Raw genomic sequence first — 22,913 nt, forward strand, 5'->3', positions numbered from 1 at the left:
CGGCGGGGATGGTGTTGATGTACTCGGTCGTGGCCGAGTAGGGGATGTTCACCCCTTCCTGGCGCGCCGTCGCAATCAGCGTCTCGATCAGAAAGTGCGCACGCTCAGCGCCTGCGTGCTCGATGACGCCAGCCAGCGCGTCGACCCATTCCGCGGTTTCACGGACGTCGATATCACCTTGATTGCTCATGTTGTCTCCTCGGATTGACGGCGCGCAGGAAGCTTGAGATCGATGCGTGAAGCGCTCGGCTTTGCTTCCTGGCCTTGGTTTTTGCTGGGCAGGTGGTAAGGCGGGACTGACCAACAGTTTTTCGACGATGCTATCTGCACTATCGTCATGCCGGCAAGCTTAGTGCTCGGCGCCCGCAAATGCGCTGCGGTTCCCCGGTGAAGAATGATTTGCGTCGGGCAAGCCCGCATTGAAGGGGCGGATTACCGAGCAGATCGCGGGCCTGATCGCCAGTGGGGAACTGAAGCCCGGGTTCAGCCTGGCCGGAAGACCGAGGTGCGGTCACTGGTGATGACCGCACCTCGCTCTTTCGGGACCTGATGGTGCGCCCGCCTCAGCGCGCGGGCGCGGCGATCAGGGAATCATCCACGGGAAGACATAGGCCTGCAGCGTGGTGATGATGCCCACCATGGTCGCGAACGCGAGGCTGTGCTTGACGGTGAAGCGGAACAGGTCCGACTCCTTGCCGACCAGGCCGACCGCGGCGCAGGCGACTGCGATGGACTGCGGCGAGATCATCTTGCCGGTCACGCCACCGGTCGTGTTCGCCGCCACCAGCAGGGTGTCGCTGACGCCGACCTGATGCGCGGTGGTCGCCTGCAGCGAGCAGAACAGCGCATTCGACGAGGTGTCGGAGCCGGTCAGGAACACCCCGAGCCAGCCGAGGAAGGGCGAGAAGAACGGGAACAGCGCGCCCGTGCCGGCCAGCAGCAGGGCCAGGGTTGCGGACAAGCCCGAGTAGTTGGCGACGAAGGCGAACGCCAGCACCATGCCGATCGAGTAGATCGGGCGCTTCAGTTCGACCACGGTTTCCTTGAACGCGCGCGCCGCATCGCTCCCCTTCATGCCGAGCATGACCATGCTGATGAGCGCGGCGATCAGGATCGCGGTGCCGGTCGCCGACAGCAGGTCGAGCTTGTACACCGCGGCGTAAGGCGTGGCCTTGGCGACGATTGGCTCCATCTTGATCACCAGGTTGTCGAGCATCGGCACCGGGAACTGCAGCACCGTCGAATAGAGCGCGCCGCCCTTGGCGAACAGGGCCTTGAAAGGCTTCAGGCTCCAGATCGTGACCATGATGGTGAGGACGACGAAGGGCGACCAGGCCTTGGCGATCTCGCCGAAGCTATAGTGGCGGTCCTCGCCGAGCTCGGTGTGGTGCTGCTTGTCGAAGCGGAAGATGTTCTTCGGCTTCCAGTTCTTCAGGAACACGGTCAGGCACACCAGGCTCACCAGCGCCGAAGTGATGTCCGGCAGCTCGGGTCCGATGTAGTTGGCGGTGAAGAACTGGGTGACGGCGAAGCTGCCGCCGGCCACGAGGATGGCAGGCCAGGTCTCCTTGATGCCGCGCCAGCCGTCCATCATCGCCACCAGCCAGAAGGGCACGATGACCGACAGCAGCGGCAACTGGCGACCTGCCATCTGGCCGATCTTGAACGCGTCGATGCTCGTCACCTGGCCGCTGACGATGATGGGGATGCCCATCGCGCCGAAGGCCACCGGTGCGGTGTTGGCGATCAGGCACAGGCCGGCGGCATAGAGCGGATTGAAGCCCAGACCCACCAGCAGCGACGCGGTGATGGCCACCGGCGCACCGAAGCCGGCCGCACCTTCGAGGAAGGCGCCGAAGGAGAAGCCGACGAGCAGCATCTGCAGGCGCTGGTCATCGGTGATCGACACCACCGAGGCCCGGATGATGTTGAACTGGCCGGTCTTCACCGTGATCTTGTACAGGAAGACCGCGCCGATGATGATCCACGCGATCGGCCACAGGCCGTACAGGAAGCCATAGCCGGCCGAGGCCAGCGCCATGGACACCGGCATCTTGTAGAAGAAGATGGCCACCGCCAGCGCGATCGCGACGGTGAGCGTGCCGGCGACGTGCCCCTTCATGCGCAGCACGGCGAGCGCGATGAAGAAGAAGAAGATCGGCAGGGCGGCGATCAGCGAGGACAACCAGAGGTTGCCCAGCGGATCGTAGATTTGCATCCATGTTTGCATGTTGTGAATCCTCCTCGAGAAACGCACTTGGAACAGCTTGTTCAAGGAACGGCCGCAGGAATGTGCGGCGTGTCGCCCGGCTCGCGGCATGCGGCCGGTGTCTTGTCGTGTGGCTTGGGGGTCAGCAGGTCGCCATGCGGGCTGCCTCCGTGCTGCATTCGTCCAGCAGATGGACGATGGATCGGTAGGGCAGTCCGGTGACGGCGGTGAGGCCGATCTCGCAGGTCTGGTTGCTGGAATAGCCCCCGCAACAACCGGCGGGGATGTCGGCATGCAGCTTGCGCAGCGCGTGTGCGTTCAGCTCCGGCACGACGAAGCCGCGGTCGCCGCCGAAGCCGCAGCACTTCACTTCCGGTGGCAGCGTCACCTGTTCGGCGCAGGCCTTGGCCAGCGTCGTCAGCTTGGCTTCGAAGCCCATGCGGCGCGCGCTGCAGTTCAGGTGGATCAGCACCGGGTCGGCCTTCTTGGCCAGCATCAGACGCGGCAACAGGGCGTCGTGGGCGAACTCGACGAGGTCGTACACCGGCAGGCGACCGGCGAGGAAAGTCTTCATGCGCAGCGAGCAGGCGCTGGCGTCGAGCACGATCGGATACTTGCCATCCTCGCTGGCGCGGCGCAGCACGGCCTCGAGCTCGCCCGACTTGCGGTCGGCATCGTCGGCGAGGCCCTTGCTGGCGAACGACTGGCCGCAGCACAGCGCATCGATACCTTCAGGCACGATGGGGGCGTAACCGGCGCGCTCCAGCACGCGAATCACCGTCGCCGACAACGCGGCATCGGGCGTGTCGGCGCCGAACATGCGCCCGGCGCAGGTGGGGAAATAGACGACCTTGTCGCCCTTGCCGGCGCTGGGGGAGGGGCGCCCCGCCGGCTGCGGCCTGGGCATGCCGGCCTTCCAGGCGCCGCCGCTCAGGCGCGACAGCAGCTCCGTGCCGATCACCGCCTCGGCCAGGTGCCCGGCCTTCAGCGCGGTGCGGGCCAGCGCCTGGGTGGCGCCGAAATGGTTGGCGGCGACGCGGCCGAGCGTGCGTGCGACGTTCGACAGCTTCTCGCCGCGCACCGCGCGGGTCAGTGCGCCGGTCTCGATGCCGACCGGGCAGGCGGTGGCGCACAGGCCGCAGGTCGCGCAGGTGTCGAGGCCCATGTAGAGATAGTCCTGCCCGAGTTGGCCCTCTTCCTCGCCCGCGGCCTTGCGCCGCGACAGTTCGCGCCAGCCGACGATGCGCTGGCGCGGCGACAGCGTCAGGCCGTGGGACGGGCACTGCGGCTCGCAGAAACCGCATTCGATGCAGCGGTCCACCGGGGCGTACAGCGCGCCGGCCGCCGGCATCGGCTTGAGGTGCTTGAGGTGCGCCTCGGCGTCGTCGTTGATGATCACGCCCGGGTTGAGCTGATCCTCCGGGTCGAACAGGCGCTTGATCTCCTTCATCAGCGCGTACGCCTGGGCGCCCCATTCCAGCTCGACAAAGGGGGCCATGTTGCGGCCGGTGCCATGCTCGGCCTTCAGCGAGCCATCGTATTTGCTCACCAGCAGCGCACACACCTCGTCCATGAAGGCGGCGTAGCGCGCCACTTCGGATTCGATGCCGAAGTCCTGGGTGAACACGAAGTGGACGTTGCCCTCCAGCGCATGGCCGAAGATGATCGCCTCGTGGTAGCCGTGCTTGGCGAACAGGTGCTGCAGGTCCAGGCAGCAATCGGCGAGGTCGGGCACGGCGACGGCGACGTCCTCGATGATGACGGTCGTGCCCGGCTTGCGCACCGCGCCCACCGCAGGGAAGGTGCCCTTGCGCACATGCCACAGGTGGTCGATTTCGACCGGGTCGGTGGTGAAGGCCGCCGGTTCGATCAGCGGATAGGCGGCAAGCTCGGTCAGCACCGCGGCGACACGTTCGTCCAGTTCCGCCGCCGACGGCGCGCGCGTCTCGATCAGCAGCGCGGTGGCGCCTTCGGCCAGCGTCTTCAGCAGCGGCGGCATGCCGGGCTGGTGGGCGACGGCGCGCAGCGAGGCGCGGTCGAGCAGTTCCACCGCATCCACCGGGCGCGACTTGAGGCCGGACACGGCGCGGCAGGCCGTTTCCATGTCGGCGAAGAACACCAGGGCGCTGGCCTTGTGCGCGTACTCCGGCACGGTGCGGTAGGTCACCTGCGAGATGAAGCCGAGGGTGCCCTCGGAGCCGATCATCAGGTGCGCGAGGATGTCCACCGGGTCGTCGAAATCGACCAGCGCGTTGAGGCTGTAGCCGGTGGTGTTCTTGATCTTGTACTTGCTGCGGATGCGCGCGGCGAGCGCCTCGTCGCTGCGCACCTCGGCGGCCAGCGCAGCCAGGCGATCGAGCAGCGCCGCGTGGCTGTCGCGGAATTCGGCGATGCTGGCGGCATCGCCGGTATCCAGCAGGCTGCCGTCGGCGAACAGCACGCGGATCGAGGCCAGCGTGTTGTAGCTGTTCTGCGCCGTGCCGCAGCACATGCCGCTGCTGTTGTTGGCGGCAATGCCGCCGATCTTGGCGGCGTTGATCGACGCCGGATCGGGGCCGATCTTGCGCCCCAGCGGCGCGAGGCGGCGATTCACGTCGGCACCGACGATGCCGGGCCCCACCTGCACCGTGGCGCCGTCGGCGGCGATGCGGCAGGTGGCGAAGCCGTCGCCGAGCAGCACCAGCACGCCGTCGGTGACCGCCTGACCGCACAGGCTGGTGCCCGCGGCGCGGAAGGTGACCGGTCGGCGATATTGGCGTGCCAGATTGACGACATCGCGAACCTCGTCCTCATTGTCGACGACGGCGACCACTTCCGGGATCAGGCGGTAGAAGCTGCCGTCCGTGCCATAGGCAAGGCGGCGCAGTTCGTCGGTGATGACCCGCTCGGCGGGCAGCCGGCGGCGCAGGGCTTCGATCAGTGCGGACACGATGGGATCTCCCGTCGGGGATGCATTGGTTGGAGTGCTTGCTCGCGGCCGCCCCTCCGACCGGGAAGGGCGGCTCAGGGGGCGCTTGCGGGCGCGCTTACTGGCGGTCGCGCACCATGTCCCGCAGTCGTCTCGGCGCAGGCGTGAGGGGAGTGCGCGCTGCCGTCCAGCCGCTCTGCCGCGAGGGCGTCAGAGCGCGGAAGCGCGATGCGAGCCAACTGAAGATGCGGTAGTTGCCGGGCCGTGCGTAGATGCGTGCCCAGGTGCGCCAGACGAAGGACGCCAGCGGGCTGTAGCCGGCACCCTGGCCCACCATGACCGGGTTGTCGTGCGGCTTGCTCTGCGCTTCGCCGCGCAGGCGCACGAGCAGCTCCGGGATGGGAATCCTGACCGGGCAGACTTCGCCGCACGCACCGCACAGCGTGGACACCGTGGGCAGCAGGTGGGTCTGTTCCAGTCCCATCATGTGTGGCGACACGATCTTGCCGATCGGCCCCGGATAGGTGGTGCCGTAGGCCAGGCCGCCGATGCGGGTGTACACCGGGCAGTGGTTCATGCACGCACCGCAGCGGATGCATTGCAGCGTCTTGCGCAACTGCTCGTCGGCATAGGCCTGGCTGCGGCCGTTGTCGAGCAGGATCAGGTGCACCTCTTCGGGGCCGTCCTTCTCGCCCGGCTTGCGCGGACCGGAGATCATGTTGAAGTAGGTCGAGATCGCCTGCCCGGTGGCCGAGCGCGTCAGGATGGAGTACAGCGGCGCGACGTGCTCCAGCTTCTCGACCACCTTCTCGATGCCGGTGATCGCCATGTGCACCCGCGGCACGGTGGTGCACATGCGGCCGTTGCCTTCGTTCTCCACCAGGCACAGCGTGCCGGTCTCGGCGACGGCGAAATTCACGCCCGACAGGCCAATGTCGGCCTGCTCGAACTTCTCGCGCAGCACCTGGCGGCCGATCTGGATCAGGGTGTCGACATTGTCGGTGTAGGAGACGCCGGGAACCTTCTCGGCGAACAGCGTGGCGATCTGCTCCTTGGTCTTGTGGATCGCCGGCATGATGATGTGCGAAGGCTTCTCGCCCGCCAACTGGACGATGTATTCGCCCATGTCGGATTCCAGCGCGTCGACGCCTGCGTCGTGCATCGCGTGGTTGAACTCGATCTCCTCGCTCACCATCGACTTGCCCTTGACGATGGTCTTGGCCGCATGGCGGCGGGCGATGCCGAGCATGATCGCGTTGGCTTCATCCGCATCGGCGGCCCAATGCACCTGCACGCCGTTGCGCGTCAGGTTGGCCTCGAGCTGTTCGAGCAGGTCGGGCAGCCTGGACAGGCTGTACTGGCGGATGCCTTCGGACAGCGTGCGCAGCGAGTCGAGTTCCGCTTCATCGGGGAACTGCGCGGCGCGCTTGGCCATCAGGAAGTCCATCGCGCCGCGGAAGCTCTTGCGCAGATGCGGGTCGTTGACCGCATCGTGCATGCGCTCGCGCAGCGCCTGCGCGGAGACGAAGGCGATCGGGCGGGCGTCGCCCTTGCTCGACGACGCTGCGGCTGAAGTGGCGTGGGGCGCGCTCATTGCACCTCTCCTTCGGCGTTGATCACGATCACGACGAGTTCCTTGGGGCCGTGCGCGCCATAGGCCAGCGTCTGCTGGATGTCGGCGGTCTTCGACGGGCCGGAGATCAGCAGCGTGTTGGTCGGCAGGCCGCTGGCCCAGTTGCCGGCGCGCAGCGCGTCGAAGAAGGTCGGGTGGATGTTGCGCGCATCGAGCAGCGCGAAGTGGATCGGCGGCACCAGCGACAGCGTGCGAGGCTCGGCCTCCGATGGCCAGACGATCAGCGTGCCGGTCTCGGCGATGGCGCCCAGCGTCTGCGTGAAGCCGGCGTCGACGCGGTGGAAGAGGTCGGCCTTCAGCTCCTCGACCGTGCCGGCCCAGGGACGCAGCACCGTGGCGGGGAAAGCGGAGGGCTGGAGCTGGCGCCCGGCGGGCGTGTCGGCGCCGTACATCAGCGTGCCCACGCCCTTTTCGGCACACAGGCGGCCCAGCAGCGCCGGCCAGCCGGCCTCGCTGGAGACATGCACTTCGGCGTGGAAGCTCTCGATGCCGGTGCGGAAGCGCGCGAGGCGCTCGCGAACGCCCTCGTTGCGTGCACGCGGCGTGTAATGGGCGTCGAGCACCGGCGTCGGCAGCGGCTGGGCAGGCTGGCTGGCGCGCAGCCTGGCGAGGATGCGGTCACGGCTGGCGGACATGTCAGCTCCTCCGCGCGGGCTGGCCGCCGGTGCGGCGCAGCAGGAAGGTGGCGAGGTGCTCGCCGGGAAGCGAGGGCTTCGATCGTCCGGCGTCGAGGTCTTCCTTCTCGGCACGCTTGGTGATGTTGAGCAGGCAGCCGCAGTCGGCCGTCACCACTTCGCGTGCGCCTGTCGCCTTCAGCGCGGCAACCTTGTCGCTCACCATCGCCGTCGAGATGTCGGGGTGCTTCATCGAGAAGCTGCCGCCGAAGCCGCAGCACTCGGATTCGTGGCCGTGGTGGGCGAGGGTGACGTTGCCCAGGCGCGCGAGCAGTTCGCGGCCGACGAGGTGGGTGCCCATCTCGCGCCTTGCGGAACACGAGGTGTGCAGCGTCACGGTGACCGGCTCGCCTTCGTCGCGGCGCTGGAAGCCGACGACGTGCAGCAGGAACTCGGCGAGCTCATAGGTGCGCGCGGCCACCGCGGCGGCGCGGGCGTGCAGGGCGGGGTCGTCGGCGAAGATCTTTTCCCAGTGCCAGCGGATCATGCCGGCGCAGGAGCCTGACGGCACGATGATCGGGTAGTCCCCGGGGAAGAGGTCGAGCTGCGATGCGGCGACCTTGCGCGCTTCTTCCGGAAAGCCGCTGGAGTAGGCCGGCTGGCCGCAGCAGGACTGGCTCTCGGGGAAGATCACGCGGATGCCTTCGCGCTCGAGCAGGGTGATGGCGTCCATGCCCGCCTCCGGCACGAAAAGGTCGACCAGGCAGGTGGCGTAGAAATAGACGGCCGCGGGGCGCGGGGGATAGGTGCGCGGAGCGTGCTCGCCAGCGTGCGAAGGGCTGCTCATGTCTCCTCCTGTGGTGCGCCTGTGCTGGCGCATCGGGCATATTCTTGCCGGATTTGGATTACTGGTAAGACCAATTGAAACCGTGGGCGCAAATTTACCTGCTCTTCCGGATGGCGTCAATAATTCAATTGATGAATCACGTGGATTCTTTCCGTCTATGGAAAAGGCGCGCCTGGTGAGTGCTTGGGCCCGCTTGCGACGGATCAATCCGGGCGGGTAGTATTTGGTCAGACCAATGAAGGAGACCCTCATGAGCGCAGCCAGAATTGCGGTGCAACGTTTGTCCGACACCATTGCCCACGAGCTGGAGCGGCGCATCCTGGACGGTGCGCTGAAGCCGGGCGACCGGCTGCAGCCGGAGCGCGAGCTGGCTGCCGAACTCGGCGTGTCCCGGCCGTCGCTGCGCGAGGCCATTCAGAAGCTGGTGTCCAAGGGGTTGTTGCACAGCCGCCAGGGCGGTGGCACCTACGTCACCGACCGGCTCGAGGCCGGCTTCACCGACCCCTGGGGTGACATGCTGCAGAAGCACCCCAACCTGCAGGCCGACCTGCTGGAGTTTCGCGCCATGCTCGAATCCGAGGCGGCCGCGCTCGCCGCCAAGCGTGCGACCGACGCCGACCTCGAACGCATCGGCGAGGCTTATGCTCGGGTGGAGGCGCTGTTCGCCGAAGGTCCGTCAGCGCGGGTGTTCGAGGAGCAGGTGAAGGCCGACCTGGCTTTCCACCAGACCATTGCGGAGGCGGCGCACAACGTGATGTTCGGTCACCTCACCGCCAGCCTGTTCCGCGTGACGCACGAGCACATCGACCTCAATCTGCGCCACCTGCGGCGGCTGGAGGAAGACTGGCTGCGGCTGCGCGACCAGCATGCAGCGATCTGGGAGGCTGTGCGCAGCCGCGATGCGGACGCCGCGCGCGTCGCCGTGCGGCGCCACATCGCCTTCGTCGAGGAAAGCATGCAGGCGCGCGCGCAGCACGAAGCACGCGAATCGAGGACTCAGCTCATTCGACGGATGGAGAAGGCGGAGAGCCACTGAGCCGCCGTCGCTGCGGTGGCTGACCCGGCCGCATCGCTAGGGGCGGGGCGACAGCCCCTGTCGTACCGCCTCCTGCAGCAGCCAGCGTTCGAATGCCTGTGGCGCCGGCCGCCGGGCCACGCTTTCGTGCATCACCAGGCAGTAGGTGCTGGGCGATGGTAGGCCGAGATCGAAGGGAATGACGAGGTTGCCGGCGCGGATGCGACCTTCCACCAGCGGGCGCGGGGCGAGCACGACGCCCTGGCCGTCGAGGGTGGCGGCAAGGGCGAGCGCGGCGTTGGAGAAATGGCGCCCGCGGCGTGCGAGCTGCGAGTCCAGTCCGGCCTTCTGCAGCCAGGCGGCCCAGCCGACGTCGCTGCCTTCGCCCGGAGGCTGCAGCGTGTCGTCGTGAATCAGCGCAAAGCGGGCGAGATCGTCCGCAGCACGCAGGCCGGCCTCGACGAGCGAGGGGGCGCACACCGGCACGTAGTCGGGCGCAAAGAGCGGCACGACACGGAAGCCGGGATAGTGCCCCTTGCCGTACAGGATCGCCACGTCGCTGCGCGCCTCGCGCGCGCCGCTGCGCAACTTGTCCAGCACGCTGGCCTCGCCCGGACCGTCCACCGTGTCGGAGGTGCTGGCGAGCCGCAGGTCGATGTCGGGATGGGCGGCAGAAAAACCCGGCAGGCGTGGCACGAGCCAATGGCTGGCGAAGGAGGGCGGTGCGGTGACGACCAACGGGCCGGCCGTATGCTGGCGCGTGCTCTCCACCGCCGCGGACAGACAGTCGAAGCCCTTGCGGATGCCTGGCAGCATCGCTGCACCGTGCTCGGTCAGGGCCAGCGAGCGCACCTTGCGGTGAAAAAGCGGCACGCCCAGGTAGGCTTCCAGCGCCTTGATCTGCTGGCTGACGGCGGCCGGTGTCACGCACACTTCGTCTGCCGCCTTCTTGAAGCTCAGATGGCGTGCCGCCGCCTCGAAAGTGCGCAACAGGGTGAGGCTGGGAAGCAGGTACGCCATGCCGGAACGCTTAAGCTGGATTTAATCATCGAATAATAAATCGTCGTTTGTGGGTCGAACAGGCGCTCACTAGACTGCGCGCACATGAATCGCTAGCCCGACCGGCGCCCCGCCTCTCCCTCGTCTATTCGGCGGGACGCCGGCCCCCCTGGGGCAAGCACGTTTTGCGCGCCCATTTCCGCGAGGACTGGCGCGCCAATTTCGAGAGTCGATCCGATGAGCGAATCCCGCATCCACTGCGCCGCGCTGGGCGCCAAGATCATGACGGCCGACGAGGCTGCGGCCCTCATCCCCTCCGGCGTCAATGTCGGCATGAGCGGCTTCACCGGTTCTGGCTATCCGAAGGCGGTGCCGGCGGCGCTGGCGCGACGCATCGAAGCGCAGAATGCGCGTGGCCAGCGGTTCCGGGTCGGCGTGTGGACGGGGGCATCGACGGCGCCCGAGCTGGATGGCGCGCTGGCGAAGGTCGATGGGATCGAGATGAGGCTGCCCTACCAGTCAGATCCGGTGTGCCGCGAACGCATCAACGCCGGTGAGATGGAGTACATCGACATCCACCTGTCGCACGTGGCGCAGTTCGTCTGGTCCGGCTTTCTCGGCAAGCTCGACGTCGCGGTGGTCGAAGTGGCGGGCATCCTGCCCGACGGCCGGCTGATCCCGTCCTCGTCGGTCGGCAACAACAAGACCTGGCTGGAGCAGGCGGACAGGATCATCCTCGAGGTCAATTCCTGGCAAAACCCCAGGCTCGAGGGCATGCACGACATCTACTACGGCACCCAACTGCCGCCGCACCGCAAGCCGATCCCGCTGGTGGGCGCCGCCGATCGCATCGGCGAGCCCTACCTGCGTTGCGACCCGGACAAGGTCATCGCGGTCGTCGAGACGCACAGCCCGGATCGCAACTCGGCCTTCTCCGCGCCGGACGAGAGCTCGCGCCGCATCGCCGGCCACATTCTCGAATTCCTGCAGCACGAGGTGAAGAAGGGCCGCCTGCCGGCCAACCTGCTGCCGCTGCAGTCGGGGGTGGGCAACATCGCCAACGCGGTGATGGCCGGGCTCAACGAAGGACCGTTCGAGAACCTCAGCGCCTACACCGAGGTGCTGCAGGATGGCATGCTCGAGATGATCAAGTCGGGCAAGCTCGCGCATGCCTCGGCCACCGCCTTCTCGCTCAGCAATGCCGCGCTGGCCGAACTGAACGCCGATCTCGACCGCTATCGCGAGCGCATCGTGCTGCGCCCGCAGGAGATCAGCAACCACCCCGAGGTGATCCGCCGCCTGGGGGTGATCGCGATGAACGGCATGATCGAGGCCGACATCTACGGCAACGTCAATTCGACTCACGTGATGGGCTCGAAGATCATGAACGGCATCGGTGGTTCGGGCGACTTCGCGCGCAATGCCTATCTGTCGATCTTCATGACGCCGTCGCAGGCCAAGGGCGGGGCGATCTCGTGCATCGTGCCCATGGTGTCGCACGTCGACCATACCGAGCATGACGTGCAGGTGCTGGTGACCGAGCAGGGCCTGGCCGACCTGCGCGGACTGTCACCGCGTCAGCGCGCGAAGGTGGTCATCGACAACTGTGCCCATCCCGACTTCCGCCCCGCGCTGCGCGACTACCAGCAGCGCGCGCTGGCGCAGGCGCCGGGCCGCCACACTCCGCACCTGCTGGGCGAAGTGTTCGACTGGCACCTGCGCGCGCTGCGCGGCGAGCTGATGTAGATTCCTGCCCGCGCGGCGGACGGCGACGCCTTACTGCATCTTGAGCAGCGCCGATTCCGCGGTATCGCCGATGCGGATGCCCAGTTCCTCCGCCTTGGCGGATACCGCGACGATGGCGGCCTTCTTCATGTCCTCGAAGTTGCCCGCATTCACCAGGGCGCAGGCGTCGCCCGTCCGGTTGCAGGTCTCGATGTTGATGTAGCCGCAGGCGACGAAGCCGTTCGGGGCCTTCATGATCAGCAGCGGGCGGTTGAACTGGACGTGGATCGTTTCGACCTTCATTGATCAGCTCCCATGCGGTGCGGATGGCGACAGTCGGCTGCCCGTCACGGTGCGGCGGTGACGACGATCTCGATCTTCCACTCGGGCTTCACCAGGCCGGCAAGCACGGTGGCGCGGGGAGGTGTCTGGCCGGGCACCACCCAGGCGTCCCAGACCTCGTTCATTGCGGCGAAGTCCTTCGGGTCGGCGAGAAAGATCTGTGCCATCAGGATCTTCGACTTGTCCGAGCCGGCGCGTGCGAGCAGGGCGTCGATGCTGGCGAGGACCTGCTGTGTCTGGCCGCGGATGTCCTGGCTGTCGTCCTCGGCGATCTGGCCGGCGAGGTAAATGGTGTTGTTGTGCACGGCCATTTCCGAAATGCGGGCACCGACATCGAATCTCTGAACCATCGTGGAACGTCCTTTATATTGTGGGAAGCCGAGCCTTCATTGCGCAGCGCGGCGGTGAAGTACGGGTGGGGCAGCGCGCCATCGCCTCGGTGCAGTGGATTACACACCATCGTTGCCCTGACCGCTGTCCGCTTAGTGCGGAATTTCTATCCGACGAGTCGGCCACCATTCGGCCAGGCGCGCAAGACGGGGAGGGGCGGCGAACAAGCGATGTCGGCCCTCCCCGCGCTGCGCGGGGAATCGTTCAGGCGCCTGGAGCGCCGGTGAGCTGATGCAGGCGGGCGACGGTGGCGGCGTCCAGCCCGAGACCCTGCGCGAGCTGCTGCAGATAGGCGAGCTCGGCATCGGTGTCGAGATTGATGGCGAGCAGGGAAGCGCCATAGACCTGCGCGGCGACTGCCTCGTTGGGCACCGCGTCGATCAGCGCCTGGAGGTCGAGCGGCTGGCGCAATTCCTCGACGATGAACTGTTTCTCTTCCGGGGTGACGCCGTCGTCGCCGATCTTGCCGACGATGCGCTGGATCTCGTCCTCGTCGACCTGGCCGTCGGCCTTGGCGGCGGAGATCATTGCGCGCAGCACCAGCTCCTCGGTGGCCGGGGCGGTCATCGCTGCAAGGTGTTCCGGCGGCATGTTCATCGCTGCGTCGGTGAAGCCCGCGGCCGCGCCGCGCGAATCCTGCCAGTTCTTCAGCGCCGCCATCGCCACCGTGGCGAGGATGGCCATGCCGGTGCCGCCGAGCGGATTGCCGCTGCTGCGCCCGCCCGAACCGCCACCCAGCAGGCCGCCGAGAATGTCTCCCAGGCCGCCGCCCGAGCCGCCACCCCCCATGCTGCCGGCGCGTGATCCGCCACCGAGCACGCCACCCAGCAGATCGCCTAGGCCGCCACCCCCTGCACCTGCGGGGCTGCGATCGATGCCGCCGCCAGAACCGCCCAGCGCCGCACCCAGCAGATCGCCCAGACCGCCACCGCCACCTGCGGGCGCGCCTCCACCGCCCAGCACCGCGCCGAGCAGGTCGCCCAGCCCGCCGCCGCCGCCCAGACCGGACGAGCCAAGCGTGTGATCCAGCCGCGAACGGCCCTGGCTGGCCATGCCTTGTTGGAGGATCTGGCCAATGATGTTGCCGAAGCTCATGCTGTTCTCCCGAGGAGTGGCTTGATGACGGCTCGATTGTAGCCCCCATGCGGCGAGAGAACGTCGCCGCGTGCCGGCCAGGGCAGGCGCACTCCCACACGGGTGCCCTTGGGCACCGGATGCGCGATGTCAGCCCCGATTCCGGTGCGGCTTTCGTTAAACTTGCGGCTTTTCGGCCAGCGAGGACATATCTTCGGGGCCGGCAGCCTTCCGCTCAATCCGAGGACGTTCAAGTGAAGTACATCTCCACCCGCGGCCATGCCGGCCAGCCCGCCAACCCCGAGTTCTGCGACATCCTGCTGGGCGGCCTCGCACCCGACGGCGGCCTGTACCTGCCGGAGCAGTATCCGCAGGTGACGCGCGCAGAGCTCGATGCCTGGCGGGGCCTGTCCTACGCGGAGCTGGCCTTCGCCATCCTGTCGAAGTTCATCACCGACATCCCGCCGGCCGATCTGAAGGCGATCTGCGACAAGACCTACACCGCCGAGGTGTATTGCCATGTTCGCAAGGGCGACAAGGCGAGCGACATCACGCCGGTGCACTGGCTGGAGAAGGATGCCGACGGCCGTGGCCGCTTCGGCCTGCTCGAGCTGTCCAACGGCCCGACGCTGGCCTTCAAGGACATGGCGATGCAGTTGCTCGGCAACCTGTTCGAGTACGTGCTGGCCAAACGGGGCGAGACGATCAACATCCTCGGCGCCACCTCGGGCGACACCGGCTCGGCGGCCGAATACGCGATGCGCGGCAAGAAGGGCGTGCGCGTGTTCATGCTGTCGCCGCACGGCAAGATGAGCGCCTTCCAGCGCGCGCAGATGTATTCGCTGCAGGACGACAACATCTTCAACATCGCCGTCACCGGCATGTTCGACGACGCCCAGGACATCGTGAAGGCGGTGTCGAACGACCACGCCTTCAAGGCCAGGCACAAGATCGGCGCGGTCAACTCGATCAACTGGGCGCGGGTCGCGGCGCAGATCGTCTATTACTTCAAGGGCTACTTCGCGGCGACGAAGAGCAACGACGAGCAGGTCGCCTTCTGCGTGCCCTCGGGCAACTTCGGCAATATCTGCGCCGGCCACATCGCACGCCAGATGGGCTTGCCGGTCGCCAGGCTGATCCTCGCCACCAACGAGAACGACGTGCTCGACGAGTTCTTCCGCAGCGGCGTGTATCGCCCGCGCAAGGCCGCCGAGACGCACGTGACCTCCAGCCCGTCGATGGACATCTCCAAGGCCTCCAACTTCGAGCGCTTTGTGTTCGACCTGGTCGGCCGCGATCCCAAGAAGGTCGCCGCGCTGTGGGCCGAAGTCGACGCCGGCCGCGCCTTCGATCTGTCGGGCTCCGCCGAATTCGCCCGCATCGCCGACTTCGGCTTTGTGTCGGGCGCCAGCAGCCACGCCGACCGCCTGGCGACGATCCGCAAGGTGTTCGAGCAGCATGGCGTGATGATAGACACCCACACCGCCGACGGCGTGAAGGTGGCCTGGGAGCGCGCCGCCGACGTGCCGGCGGGCGTGCCCGTGCTGGTGCTGGAGACCGCGCTGCCGGTGAAGTTCGCCGAGACCATCGTCGAAGCGCTGGGCCGCGAGCCGGAGCGTCCGGCCGACCTCGAAGGCATCGAGAAGCTGCCGCAGCGGGTGGAAGTGATGGCGCCGGACGTGGAGGCGGTGAAGCGCTTCGTTTCGGAGCGGGTGTGACGGGTTTCCGACGCGGGTACCTCCGAGCAAGTCGCACAGCTTCTGGGAGTCGTTAAGGACACTGTCTACCGCTGGCGGAACGCAAGGGCTTGCCCGCGCACAAGGTCGGCAGGCTGTGGAAGTTCCAGCTCTCCGAAGTCGACGAATGGGTACGCGCGGGCGGCGCCGACGAAGACAAGAAAAGCAGCGGCGGCTCCCATGCGTAATCGGGCGGCTTACACCATCTTTTTGGGAGGGTGAATGGACAAATGCCAGCTCAGTGAGCGAGACATCTGCACCAAGTTCATTACGCCAGCCATCCAGCAAGCCGGCTGGCAACAGCACCAGTTTCGCGAAGAAGTGAACCTCACCGATGGCCGCGTGATGGTGCGCGGCAAGCTCGCTGCCCGCATCAAGAACCCCGAAGCCAAAGGTGGCCCCAAGCGCGCCGACTTCGTTCTCTATGCCCGCGCCAATGTCCCGATCGCGGTGATCGAAGCCAAACAGGCGAGGTTTTCTGTTGGCCACGGCATGCAGCAGGCCCTGGCCTATGCCGAAATGCTGGATGCTCCATTTGCCATCAGCAGCAACGGCGATGGATTCCTGCTGCACGACCGTACGGGCCTCACTCAGCCCATCGAGCGCGAACTCCCGCTTGCCGAGTTTCCGTCACTGGACGACCTGTGGCCCCTTTACCAGCAGTGGAAGGGCCTCGCCGAGCCAGCCGCAGTCAAACTCGTTGAGCAACCGTTCCATTCTGACGGCAGCGGCAAGGAACCGCGCTACTACCAGCGCGTTGCCATCAACCGCGCCATCGAGGCCATCGCCAAGGGGCAGCAGCGAGTGCTCCTCGTCATGGCTACCGGGACAGGAAAAACCTACACCGCCTTCCAGATCATCTGGCGGCTGTGGAAAGCCAAGGCCAAGAAACGCATCCTGTTCCTGGCCGACCGCAACATCCTGGTTGACCAGACGATGCAGCAAGACTTCGCCCCCTTCGGTGAAGTGATGCACAAGGTCAGCAACCGCGAGGTCAAGAAGAACTACGAAATCTATCTCGCGCTCTATCAGGCGGTGACGGGCAGGGAGGAATGGAAGCAGATCTACCGTCAGTTCCCGGAGGATTTCTTCGATCTGGTGGTGATCGACGAATGCCACCGCGGCAGCGCCGCCGATGATTCCGCCTGGCGCGAGGTGCTCGACTACTTCAGCAGCGCCAACCACCTGGGCCTGACTGCCACGCCGAAGGAAACCAAGGAGGTGAGCAACATCACCTACTTCGGCGACCCGGTCTATACCTACTCGCTCAAGCAAGGAATCGAGGACGGCTTTCTCGCCCCCTACAAGGTCATCCGCATCGCCACCGATGTCGATGCCGTGGGCTATACCCCCGAGAAGGGCAAGCTCGACAAGCTCGGCCAGGCCGTGGAGCAGCGGCAATACAACACCAGGGATTTCGACCGCAACCTGGTGCTGGAAAGGCGCACCCGGCTGGTGGCCAGCAAGGTGTGGGAATACCTCAAGGGCACCGACCCGATGGCAAAGACCATCGTCTTCTGCGACGACCAGGACCACGCCGAACGGATGCGGCAGGAGCTGGTCAAGATCATCCCGGCTGCCGCCGGCAACCGCCGCTACGTGATGCGCATCACCGGCGACGACAACGAGGGCAAGGCGCAGCTCTCCTACTTCATCGACAACGACGAGCCGTATCCCGTCATCGCCACCACCTCGAAGCTGCTGACCACCGGTGTCGATGCCAAGACCTGTAAGCTCATCGTGCTGGATCAGAACATCAACTCGATGACCGAGTTCAAGCAGATCATCGGTCGGGGCACGCGGCTGCGCGAGGATTACCAGAAGCTCTACTTCACCATCATGGACTTCAAGGGCGCCACACGCCTGTTCGCCGACCCGGATTTCGATGGCGAACCTGTGGTGATCTATGAGCCCAAACCCGACGAACCTCTGGTGCCGCCGGAAATCATCGAAGTGCCCGGCACGGGCGAGCCCGAGCAGACGCCCTATGGCCCCGGCAGCGCAGGCGGTGAAGACACGCCGCCCGGCGGCAACACCGGTGGTGGCGGCGAAGGCCGCACCAAATACGTGATCGACGACGTGAACGTGCGCGTCGCCGTCGAGCGTTCGCAGTACCTCGACGCCGATGGCAAGCTCATCACCGAGGATTACCGCGTCCTGCTCAAGGATGATATCCGACGGGCGCTGCAAGCCGAGTTCGGCAGCCTCACCGAATTCCTGCGCCGCTGGACCAGCGCGGAACGCAAGCAGGCGGTGCTGGAAGAGCTGGCCGGCCAAGGCGTGCCTCTGGACATCCTGCAACAGGCCGTGCCGGGCGGTGACGAGCTCGACGCCTTTGATCTGGTTGCCCACGTCGCCTTCGACCAGAAGCCGCTTACCCGCCGTGAGCGAGCCAACAACGTCAAGAAGCGCGATGCGTTCGGCCAGTACGGCGAACAGGCCCGCGCCGTGCTCGAAGCCCTGCTCGACAAGTTCGCGGACCACGGCGTGCAGGACATCGAAGACGCCAAAGTGCTGGAGCTGCCGCCCTTCGACCAGTTCGGCAGCAAGACCCAGATCCGGCGCGGCATCTTCGGCAGCGTCGAGCAATACACCCGGGCCGTCCAGGCACTCGAACAGGCGCTCTACGAACTGCCAGAACGTAAGCAGGCCTGACCCTGCGGCAGGCTGCATGAAACGAGAACATCGCAATGAACCTCAGCAGCACCATCAAATCCATCCAGGACATCATGCGCAAGGACGACGGCGTCGACGGCGACGCCCAGCGCCTGGGCCAGCTCACCTGGATGCTCTTCCTCAAGGTCTTCGATCAGCGCGAGGAAGAGTGGGAAGACGACAACAAGAAGTACAAATCGCCCTTGCCCGAAGGCTTCCGCTGGCGCAACTGGGCGGCCTACAAGCCGGGGAGCGACGGCAAGAAAGCACCTCAGAAGGCGCCGACCGAAATCATCGGTTTCGTCAATAACGAGCTGTTCCCCACCCTCAAGGAACTGGACGCCAACGCCAGCGCGCAGCACAAGGTCATCCGCAGCGTCTTTGAAGACGCCAACAACTACATGAAGTCCGGCACCCAGCTGCTGGCCGTGATCGAGAAACTCGAAGAAGCCATCAACTTCCACGACTTCAAGACCCGCGCCAACCTGGGCGACGTGTATGAGCAACTGCTCAACGACCTGCGCGGCGCCGGCAATGCGGGCGAGTTCTACACCCCACGGGCCATCACCCAGTTCATGGCCGACCGTGTGAACCCGAACCTAACCCAGCGCGAAACGGTGATGGATCCGGCCTGCGGCACCGGTGGCTTTCTGACCGCCGCCATCGACCACTTCCGCAACCAGCTCTCCACCAAGTCCAGCGCCGCCGACAAGGCCGCCATCGAAAGGCTGATCCGCGGCATCGAGAAAAAGCAGCTGCCGCACCTCCTGTGCACCACCAACATGCTGCTGCACGGCATCGATGTGCCCAGCCAGATCGAGCACAAGAACACCCTGGGCATCGGCTGGAACGAATGGAGCGCCCACGACAAGGTGGACTGCGTCATCACCAACCCGCCCTTCGGCGGCTATGAGGATGACGGCGTCGGCAGCGACTACCCGGCCGACCTGCGCACGCGCGAGACGGCCGACATGTTCATGGCCCTCATCGTCAAGAAGCTCCTGAAGGAAAACGGCCGCGCCGCCGTGGTGCTGCCCGACGGTTTTCTGTTTGGTGACGGCATCAAGGCCACGCTGAAGAAACTGCTGCTGCGCGACTGCAAGCTGCACACCATCGTGCGCCTGCCCAAGGGCGTGTTCGCGCCCTACACCACCATCAAGACCAACCTGCTGTTCTTCACCAAGGGCGCCACGGCGGACGACGGCAACGAACACTTCCACACCGACACCATCTGGTATTACGAGCACCCCTATCCGCCGGGCTACAAGAGCTACAGCAAGACCAAGCCCATCCGCTTCGAGGAGTTCAAGCCCGAGCAGGACTGGTGGGGCGTCGAAGCCAACGACTTTGCCGACCGCGTGGAGAACGAGTTCGCCTGGAAGGTGGACTTCAAGACCAAGCGCGAGCAGGCCGAAGCCGCCGCACAGCCGCATTGGGATCGCGCCGAGCAGCTCAATAACGAAGCCAGCACGCTGGAAAACCGCGTGCGCGACCTGCGCGAATCCATCAAAGGCGTGAGCAATGCCCAGCAGCGCCGGCCGGTCGAAGACGAGATCGACACCCTGCGCACCCAAGCCGAGGGCCTGCGCCTGCAAGCCCGCGACGCTCAGGCGGCCGGCGACCGCCTCTACTGGCCGATCTACAACCTGGACCTGAAAAACCCCAACGCGCCGGAAGAAGAAAGCCACGACCCCGACGTGCTGCTGGACAAATACAAGACCCTGCTCGGCCAGATCGAAGAAACCGAGAACCGCCTGAAGAGCGAACTCGCCGCCGCCCTGGCGCACCACTTCACGACCGAAGAAGCCGAGCAATGAAGCAGCCGTCTGCCAAGCCTCAGCCCACCCAGGTTCCCGGCCACCTTCTGGGTGACATACGCCAACTGATCGAGCAAAGCCGCCAGCAACTCGCCAGCGCCATCAACAGCGCCCTGACGACGCTGTACTGGCACATCGGCCAACGCATCCGCAGCGAAGTGCTCCAGGATGCCCGCGCCAGCTATGGCGAGCAGATCGTCGCCACCCTGTCGAAGCAGCTCGAAAAGGACTACGGCCGCGGCTTCTCCGAGAAGAACCTGCGCCACATGCTGCGCTTTGCCGAAGTCTTTCCCGAGGTGCAGATTGTCTCCGCGGCGCGTAGACAATTGAGCTGGACCCACTTCAGGACGCTGATCTACATCGGCGACCCGCTCAAGCGCGACTTCTACCTGCAAATGTGCCAGCAGGAAGGCTGGAGCACCCGCACCCTGCAGTCGAGGCTCGACTCCCAGCTCTTCGAGCGCACCGCGCTTTCCACGCAGCCCGACGCGCTCCTCGCGCAGGAGCTGGCCAGCCTGAGACAAGACGGCGCGCTGCACCCTGGGCTCGTGCTCAAAGACCCCTACGTGCTGGACTTCCTCGGCTTGCAGGACCGCTACCTGGAAAAGGATCTAGAGGACGCCATCCTGCGCGAGCTGGAGCACTTCCTGCTGGAGCTGGGCGCGGGCTTTTCCTTCGTGGCGCGGCAAAAGCGCATCCAGATCGACCACGACGACTTCTACATCGATCTGCTGTTCTACAACCGCCGCCTCAAACGCCTGGTGGCCATCGACCTGAAACTGGGCGACTTCAAGGCCGAGTACAAAGGCCAGATGGAGCTCTACCTGCGCTGGCTGGCCAAACACGAACAGGAGCCCGGCGAAGCCCCCCCGCTGGGCATCATCCTGTGCAGCGGCAAGAAGCGCGAACAGATCGAGCTGCTGGAGCTGGACGCCAGCGGCATTCACGTCGCCGAATACCTGACCGTGCTGCCGCCCAGGGAAGTGCTGCAAGCCAAGCTGCATGAAGCCATTGCGCTGTCGCGCGCCCGACTGGAAAACCGTGGTGGGGAGGACGCGTGATGGATGCGCAGCAGTTTTTGGCGGAGTTCGGGCATATCGCCAATGCGCCGGGGGGCGTGGCGCGGTTGCGCGAGTTGGTCTTGGCGTTGGCAGTACAGGGGCGTCTAGTTCAGCAAGACCCATCAGACGAGCCTGCCACCAAGCAGGTGGAACGCATCAAGACCATTGCGTTGACTACGACAACGGCAGGGAAACGGAAGAAGACTGCTGCAACAAGCCATCATGACGGCGCGGCAGCCTCGCAATTGCCACGTGGTTGGGCCAACACCCGCCTGTGTGAGCTTGCACGCGTTCTGAATGGCCGCGCTTATTCGAAGCAAGAGTTGCTGGCATCTGGGACGCCAGTCCTACGCGTTGGGAATCTTTTTACTTCGGACCATTGGTACTACTCCAACTTGGAACTCGAAGATGACAAGTACTGCGATGCTGGTGACCTTCTCTACGCATGGTCAGCATCATTCGGTCCGTTCATCTGGCATGGAAAGCGGGTTATCTACCACTACCATATCTGGAAACTCGATCTTTTCAGCAGCGAGGAAGTCGACAAACGATTTCTCCACACATGGCTGCTTGAGAAGACACAGGAGATTAAGGCTGCTGGCCATGGCATTTCCATGGCGCACATGACCAAAGAGAAGTTCGAGCAACTCGTCATTGCGCTTCCTCCGCTCCAAGAACAATCCCGCATCGTCGCCAAAGTCGACGAACTGATGGCCTTGTGCGACCGGTTGGAGGCGCAGCAGCAAGATCGCCGAAAACTGCAAAACGCCCTGCGCCAGTCCACCCTGCAAGCCCTCGCCAGCGCCCAAAGCCCGCACGAACTGCAAGACAGCTGGAAACGGCTGCAAGCCAACTTCGGGCGCTTGTTCAGTGAGTCGGGGGATGTTTCGGATCTGCGGAAGTCAATTCTTGATCTTGCTGTGTCTGGCTGCCTCAGTAGCATCAACGAATCGGATCAGTCAGCGACTTCATTGAAAGAAACAATCCTCGCGGCTAAGGAAGCCGGAATCTCCAGTGGCACAGTAGTGCGGAAGAAACACGTAAAGCCGGAAGAGCTTCAAGAAACAGCATTGCCATCCCATTGGGAGTCCATCACGCTCGATGAAGCAATATCGACTATTGATGCAGGGTGGAGTCCGGCCTGTATGCCAAACGCCCGCGATGACGAGTCAAAGTGGGGTGTGCTGAAGACAACATCTGTTCAGGTGCTTCGATTCCTGCCGCACGAGCATAAAGAACTACCCGCTTCGCTTGATCCTCGCCCGCAGTATCAAATAGCGGTCGGTGACATTCTTATCACCAGAGCGGGCCCCAAGAATCGCGTAGGAATCTGTTGCGTAGTAGATGATGCGCCTCCCCGACTGATGATTTCGGACAAGCTGATTCGATTTCACATCGTTGACGACTTGATCGACCCGCACTTCGTTGCTCTCTGTCTTTCTGCCGGCGAGCCGGGCCGAATCGTTGAGCGGCTGAAGTCCGGGATGGCAGAAAGCCAAATGAATATTTCGCAAGACAAGCTCCGATCAATCACGATTCCGTTGCCTCCGTTGGAGGAACAGCAACGGGTCTTGAAAAAGGTCGAGGCTCTTATGCGAATCATTGACGTGCTGGAGGCGCAACTGAATAAATCTCAGGTAGTGAGCGGAAAAGTCGCAGCCGCCGCCGTCGCCGCCCTCACCGGCATCACCATCGAACAAGAGGAGGCCCCCGTGAAAGTCCCGCAAACCGAACTTATCGCACTGCTGCGCCTGGGCACCCCCGGAACAAGTCAAGATAGTTGTCGCCTGATTCATGCAACCGACCGCTTTAAGTCTTCAGCATGCACGTGATCGCGTACGACCGCATCGCGCTCCGGATTGAGTGTGACCGCGCCGATTGGCGTCCA

18 protein-coding genes and 1 pseudogene are annotated in these 22,913 nt (G+C 65.2%); 9 read left to right on the top strand and 10 right to left on the bottom strand.

Annotated features, from left to right (window positions below):
• From GH664_RS21385 to GH664_RS21410, 6 genes are all read right to left on the bottom strand, one after another.
• Positions 1–190, bottom strand: a 190-nt coding sequence (locus GH664_RS21385; RefSeq protein ID WP_153170145.1) for a hypothetical protein, incomplete at its 3' end; no start/stop codon positions are given.
• Positions 191–583: 393 nt separating this feature from the next.
• Positions 584–2,230 (bottom strand): L-lactate permease, encoded by a 1,647-nt coding sequence (lldP, locus tag GH664_RS21390; protein ID WP_153170146.1) that lies wholly within the window; start codon positions 2,228–2,230, stop codon positions 584–586.
• A 121-nt stretch (positions 2,231–2,351) separates the two neighbouring features.
• Positions 2,352–5,138, bottom strand: a complete 2,787-nt coding sequence (locus GH664_RS21395) for an FAD-binding and (Fe-S)-binding domain-containing protein (protein WP_153170147.1) — start codon at positions 5,136–5,138, stop codon at positions 2,352–2,354.
• A gap of 97 nt (positions 5,139–5,235) precedes the next feature.
• Positions 5,236–6,615, bottom strand: coding sequence for a LutB/LldF family L-lactate oxidation iron-sulfur protein (locus tag GH664_RS21400; protein WP_228111657.1), 1,380 nt, complete (start codon positions 6,613–6,615; stop codon positions 5,236–5,238).
• Positions 6,616–6,707: 92 nt separating this feature from the next.
• A complete protein-coding gene (locus tag GH664_RS21405) occupies positions 6,708–7,385 on the bottom strand; it encodes a lactate utilization protein (RefSeq protein WP_153170149.1) in 678 nt (225 codons plus the stop codon).
• A gap of 1 nt (position 7,386) precedes the next feature.
• Positions 7,387–8,211 carry a (Fe-S)-binding protein gene (locus GH664_RS21410; RefSeq protein WP_153170150.1) on the bottom strand — a complete coding sequence of 275 codons (825 nt, stop codon included), beginning with the start codon at positions 8,209–8,211 and terminating at the stop codon, positions 7,387–7,389.
• On the opposite strand from GH664_RS21410, the gene GH664_RS21415 reads away from it, so the two are divergent.
• Both GH664_RS21415 and GH664_RS21420 read left to right on the top strand, forming a co-directional pair.
• Positions 8,210–8,431 (top strand): hypothetical protein, encoded by a 222-nt coding sequence (locus tag GH664_RS21415; RefSeq protein ID WP_153170151.1) that lies wholly within the window; start codon positions 8,210–8,212, stop codon positions 8,429–8,431. The genes GH664_RS21410 and GH664_RS21415 overlap by 2 nt on opposite strands.
• Before the next feature lie 30 nt (positions 8,432–8,461).
• Positions 8,462–9,247, top strand: coding sequence for an FCD domain-containing protein (locus GH664_RS21420; RefSeq protein ID WP_153170152.1), 786 nt, complete (start codon positions 8,462–8,464; stop codon positions 9,245–9,247).
• A 36-nt stretch (positions 9,248–9,283) separates the two neighbouring features.
• On the opposite strand, the gene gcvA is transcribed toward GH664_RS21420, so the two are convergent.
• Positions 9,284–10,246, bottom strand: coding sequence for a transcriptional regulator GcvA (gene gcvA / locus GH664_RS21425; protein WP_153170153.1), 963 nt, complete (start codon positions 10,244–10,246; stop codon positions 9,284–9,286).
• A 216-nt stretch (positions 10,247–10,462) separates the two neighbouring features.
• Here gcvA and GH664_RS21430 point away from each other — a divergent pair, with 216 nt between their 5' ends.
• Entirely contained in the window at positions 10,463–11,971 is a 1,509-nt protein-coding gene (locus tag GH664_RS21430) for an acetyl-CoA hydrolase/transferase family protein (protein ID WP_153170154.1), read from the top strand.
• 30 nt (positions 11,972–12,001) lie between these two features.
• Here GH664_RS21430 and GH664_RS21435 read toward each other — a convergent pair whose 3' ends face one another.
• The 3 genes from GH664_RS21435 to GH664_RS21445 form a co-directional block, all read right to left on the bottom strand.
• Positions 12,002–12,253, bottom strand: coding sequence for a DUF1805 domain-containing protein (locus tag GH664_RS21435; protein WP_153170155.1), 252 nt, complete (start codon positions 12,251–12,253; stop codon positions 12,002–12,004).
• A gap of 44 nt (positions 12,254–12,297) precedes the next feature.
• Positions 12,298–12,642, bottom strand: coding sequence for a RidA family protein (locus GH664_RS21440; RefSeq protein ID WP_153170156.1), 345 nt, complete (start codon positions 12,640–12,642; stop codon positions 12,298–12,300).
• A gap of 244 nt (positions 12,643–12,886) precedes the next feature.
• Positions 12,887–13,777, bottom strand: coding sequence for a tellurite resistance TerB family protein (locus GH664_RS21445; RefSeq protein ID WP_153170157.1), 891 nt, complete (start codon positions 13,775–13,777; stop codon positions 12,887–12,889).
• Positions 13,778–14,010: 233 nt separating this feature from the next.
• Here GH664_RS21445 and thrC point away from each other — a divergent pair, with 233 nt between their 5' ends.
• The 6 genes and pseudogenes from thrC to GH664_RS21475 all read left to right on the top strand — a co-directional run bounded on the left by thrC (position 14,011) and on the right by GH664_RS21475 (position 22,857).
• Positions 14,011–15,474, top strand: coding sequence for a threonine synthase (gene thrC / locus GH664_RS21450; protein WP_153170158.1), 1,464 nt, complete (start codon positions 14,011–14,013; stop codon positions 15,472–15,474).
• 42 nt (positions 15,475–15,516) lie between these two features.
• Positions 15,517–15,680, top strand: a pseudogene (locus tag GH664_RS21455) (excisionase family DNA-binding protein).
• Between the two features lie 34 nt (positions 15,681–15,714).
• Positions 15,715–18,147 (top strand): EcoAI/FtnUII family type I restriction enzme subunit R, encoded by a 2,433-nt coding sequence (hsdR, locus tag GH664_RS21460; protein ID WP_153170159.1) that lies wholly within the window; start codon positions 15,715–15,717, stop codon positions 18,145–18,147.
• 35 nt (positions 18,148–18,182) lie between these two features.
• Positions 18,183–19,964, top strand: coding sequence for a class I SAM-dependent DNA methyltransferase (locus tag GH664_RS21465; protein ID WP_153170160.1), 1,782 nt, complete (start codon positions 18,183–18,185; stop codon positions 19,962–19,964).
• Positions 19,961–21,025, top strand: coding sequence for a YhcG family protein (locus tag GH664_RS21470; protein WP_153170161.1), 1,065 nt, complete (start codon positions 19,961–19,963; stop codon positions 21,023–21,025). The genes GH664_RS21465 and GH664_RS21470 overlap by 4 nt, the downstream gene beginning before the upstream one ends.
• Entirely contained in the window at positions 21,025–22,857 is a 1,833-nt protein-coding gene (locus GH664_RS21475) for a restriction endonuclease subunit S (RefSeq protein WP_153170162.1), read from the top strand. The genes GH664_RS21470 and GH664_RS21475 overlap by 1 nt, the downstream gene beginning before the upstream one ends.
• Positions 22,858–22,913: the final 56 nt, after the last annotated feature.

Source organism: Thauera sp. 2A1 (assembly GCF_009469595.2).
Classification (GTDB): Bacteria; Pseudomonadota; Gammaproteobacteria; order Burkholderiales; family Rhodocyclaceae; genus Thauera.

Excerpts from the sequence above, each read along its gene's own strand:
- lldP (WP_153170146.1), bottom strand. The coding sequence starts at position 2,230 with ATGCAAACATGGATGCAAATCTACGATCCGCTGGGCAACCTCTGGTTG.
- GH664_RS21400 (WP_228111657.1), bottom strand. The coding sequence starts at position 6,615 with ATGCACGATGCGGTCAACGACCCGCATCTGCGCAAGAGCTTCCGCGGC.
- GH664_RS21405 (WP_153170149.1), bottom strand. The coding sequence starts at position 7,385 with ATGTCCGCCAGCCGTGACCGCATCCTCGCCAGGCTGCGCGCCAGCCAG.
- GH664_RS21415 (WP_153170151.1), top strand. The coding sequence starts at position 8,210 with ATGTCTCCTCCTGTGGTGCGCCTGTGCTGGCGCATCGGGCATATTCTT.
- GH664_RS21410 (WP_153170150.1), bottom strand. The coding sequence starts at position 8,211 with ATGAGCAGCCCTTCGCACGCTGGCGAGCACGCTCCGCGCACCTATCCC.
- GH664_RS21420 (WP_153170152.1), top strand. The coding sequence starts at position 8,462 with ATGAGCGCAGCCAGAATTGCGGTGCAACGTTTGTCCGACACCATTGCC.
- gcvA (WP_153170153.1), bottom strand. The coding sequence starts at position 10,246 with ATGGCGTACCTGCTTCCCAGCCTCACCCTGTTGCGCACTTTCGAGGCG.
- GH664_RS21430 (WP_153170154.1), top strand. The coding sequence starts at position 10,463 with ATGAGCGAATCCCGCATCCACTGCGCCGCGCTGGGCGCCAAGATCATG.
- GH664_RS21435 (WP_153170155.1), bottom strand. The coding sequence starts at position 12,253 with ATGAAGGTCGAAACGATCCACGTCCAGTTCAACCGCCCGCTGCTGATC.
- GH664_RS21440 (WP_153170156.1), bottom strand. The coding sequence starts at position 12,642 with ATGGTTCAGAGATTCGATGTCGGTGCCCGCATTTCGGAAATGGCCGTG.
- GH664_RS21445 (WP_153170157.1), bottom strand. The coding sequence starts at position 13,777 with ATGAGCTTCGGCAACATCATTGGCCAGATCCTCCAACAAGGCATGGCC.
- hsdR (WP_153170159.1), top strand. The coding sequence starts at position 15,715 with ATGGACAAATGCCAGCTCAGTGAGCGAGACATCTGCACCAAGTTCATT.
- GH664_RS21465 (WP_153170160.1), top strand. The coding sequence starts at position 18,183 with ATGAACCTCAGCAGCACCATCAAATCCATCCAGGACATCATGCGCAAG.
- GH664_RS21470 (WP_153170161.1), top strand. The coding sequence starts at position 19,961 with ATGAAGCAGCCGTCTGCCAAGCCTCAGCCCACCCAGGTTCCCGGCCAC.
- GH664_RS21475 (WP_153170162.1), top strand. The coding sequence starts at position 21,025 with ATGGATGCGCAGCAGTTTTTGGCGGAGTTCGGGCATATCGCCAATGCG.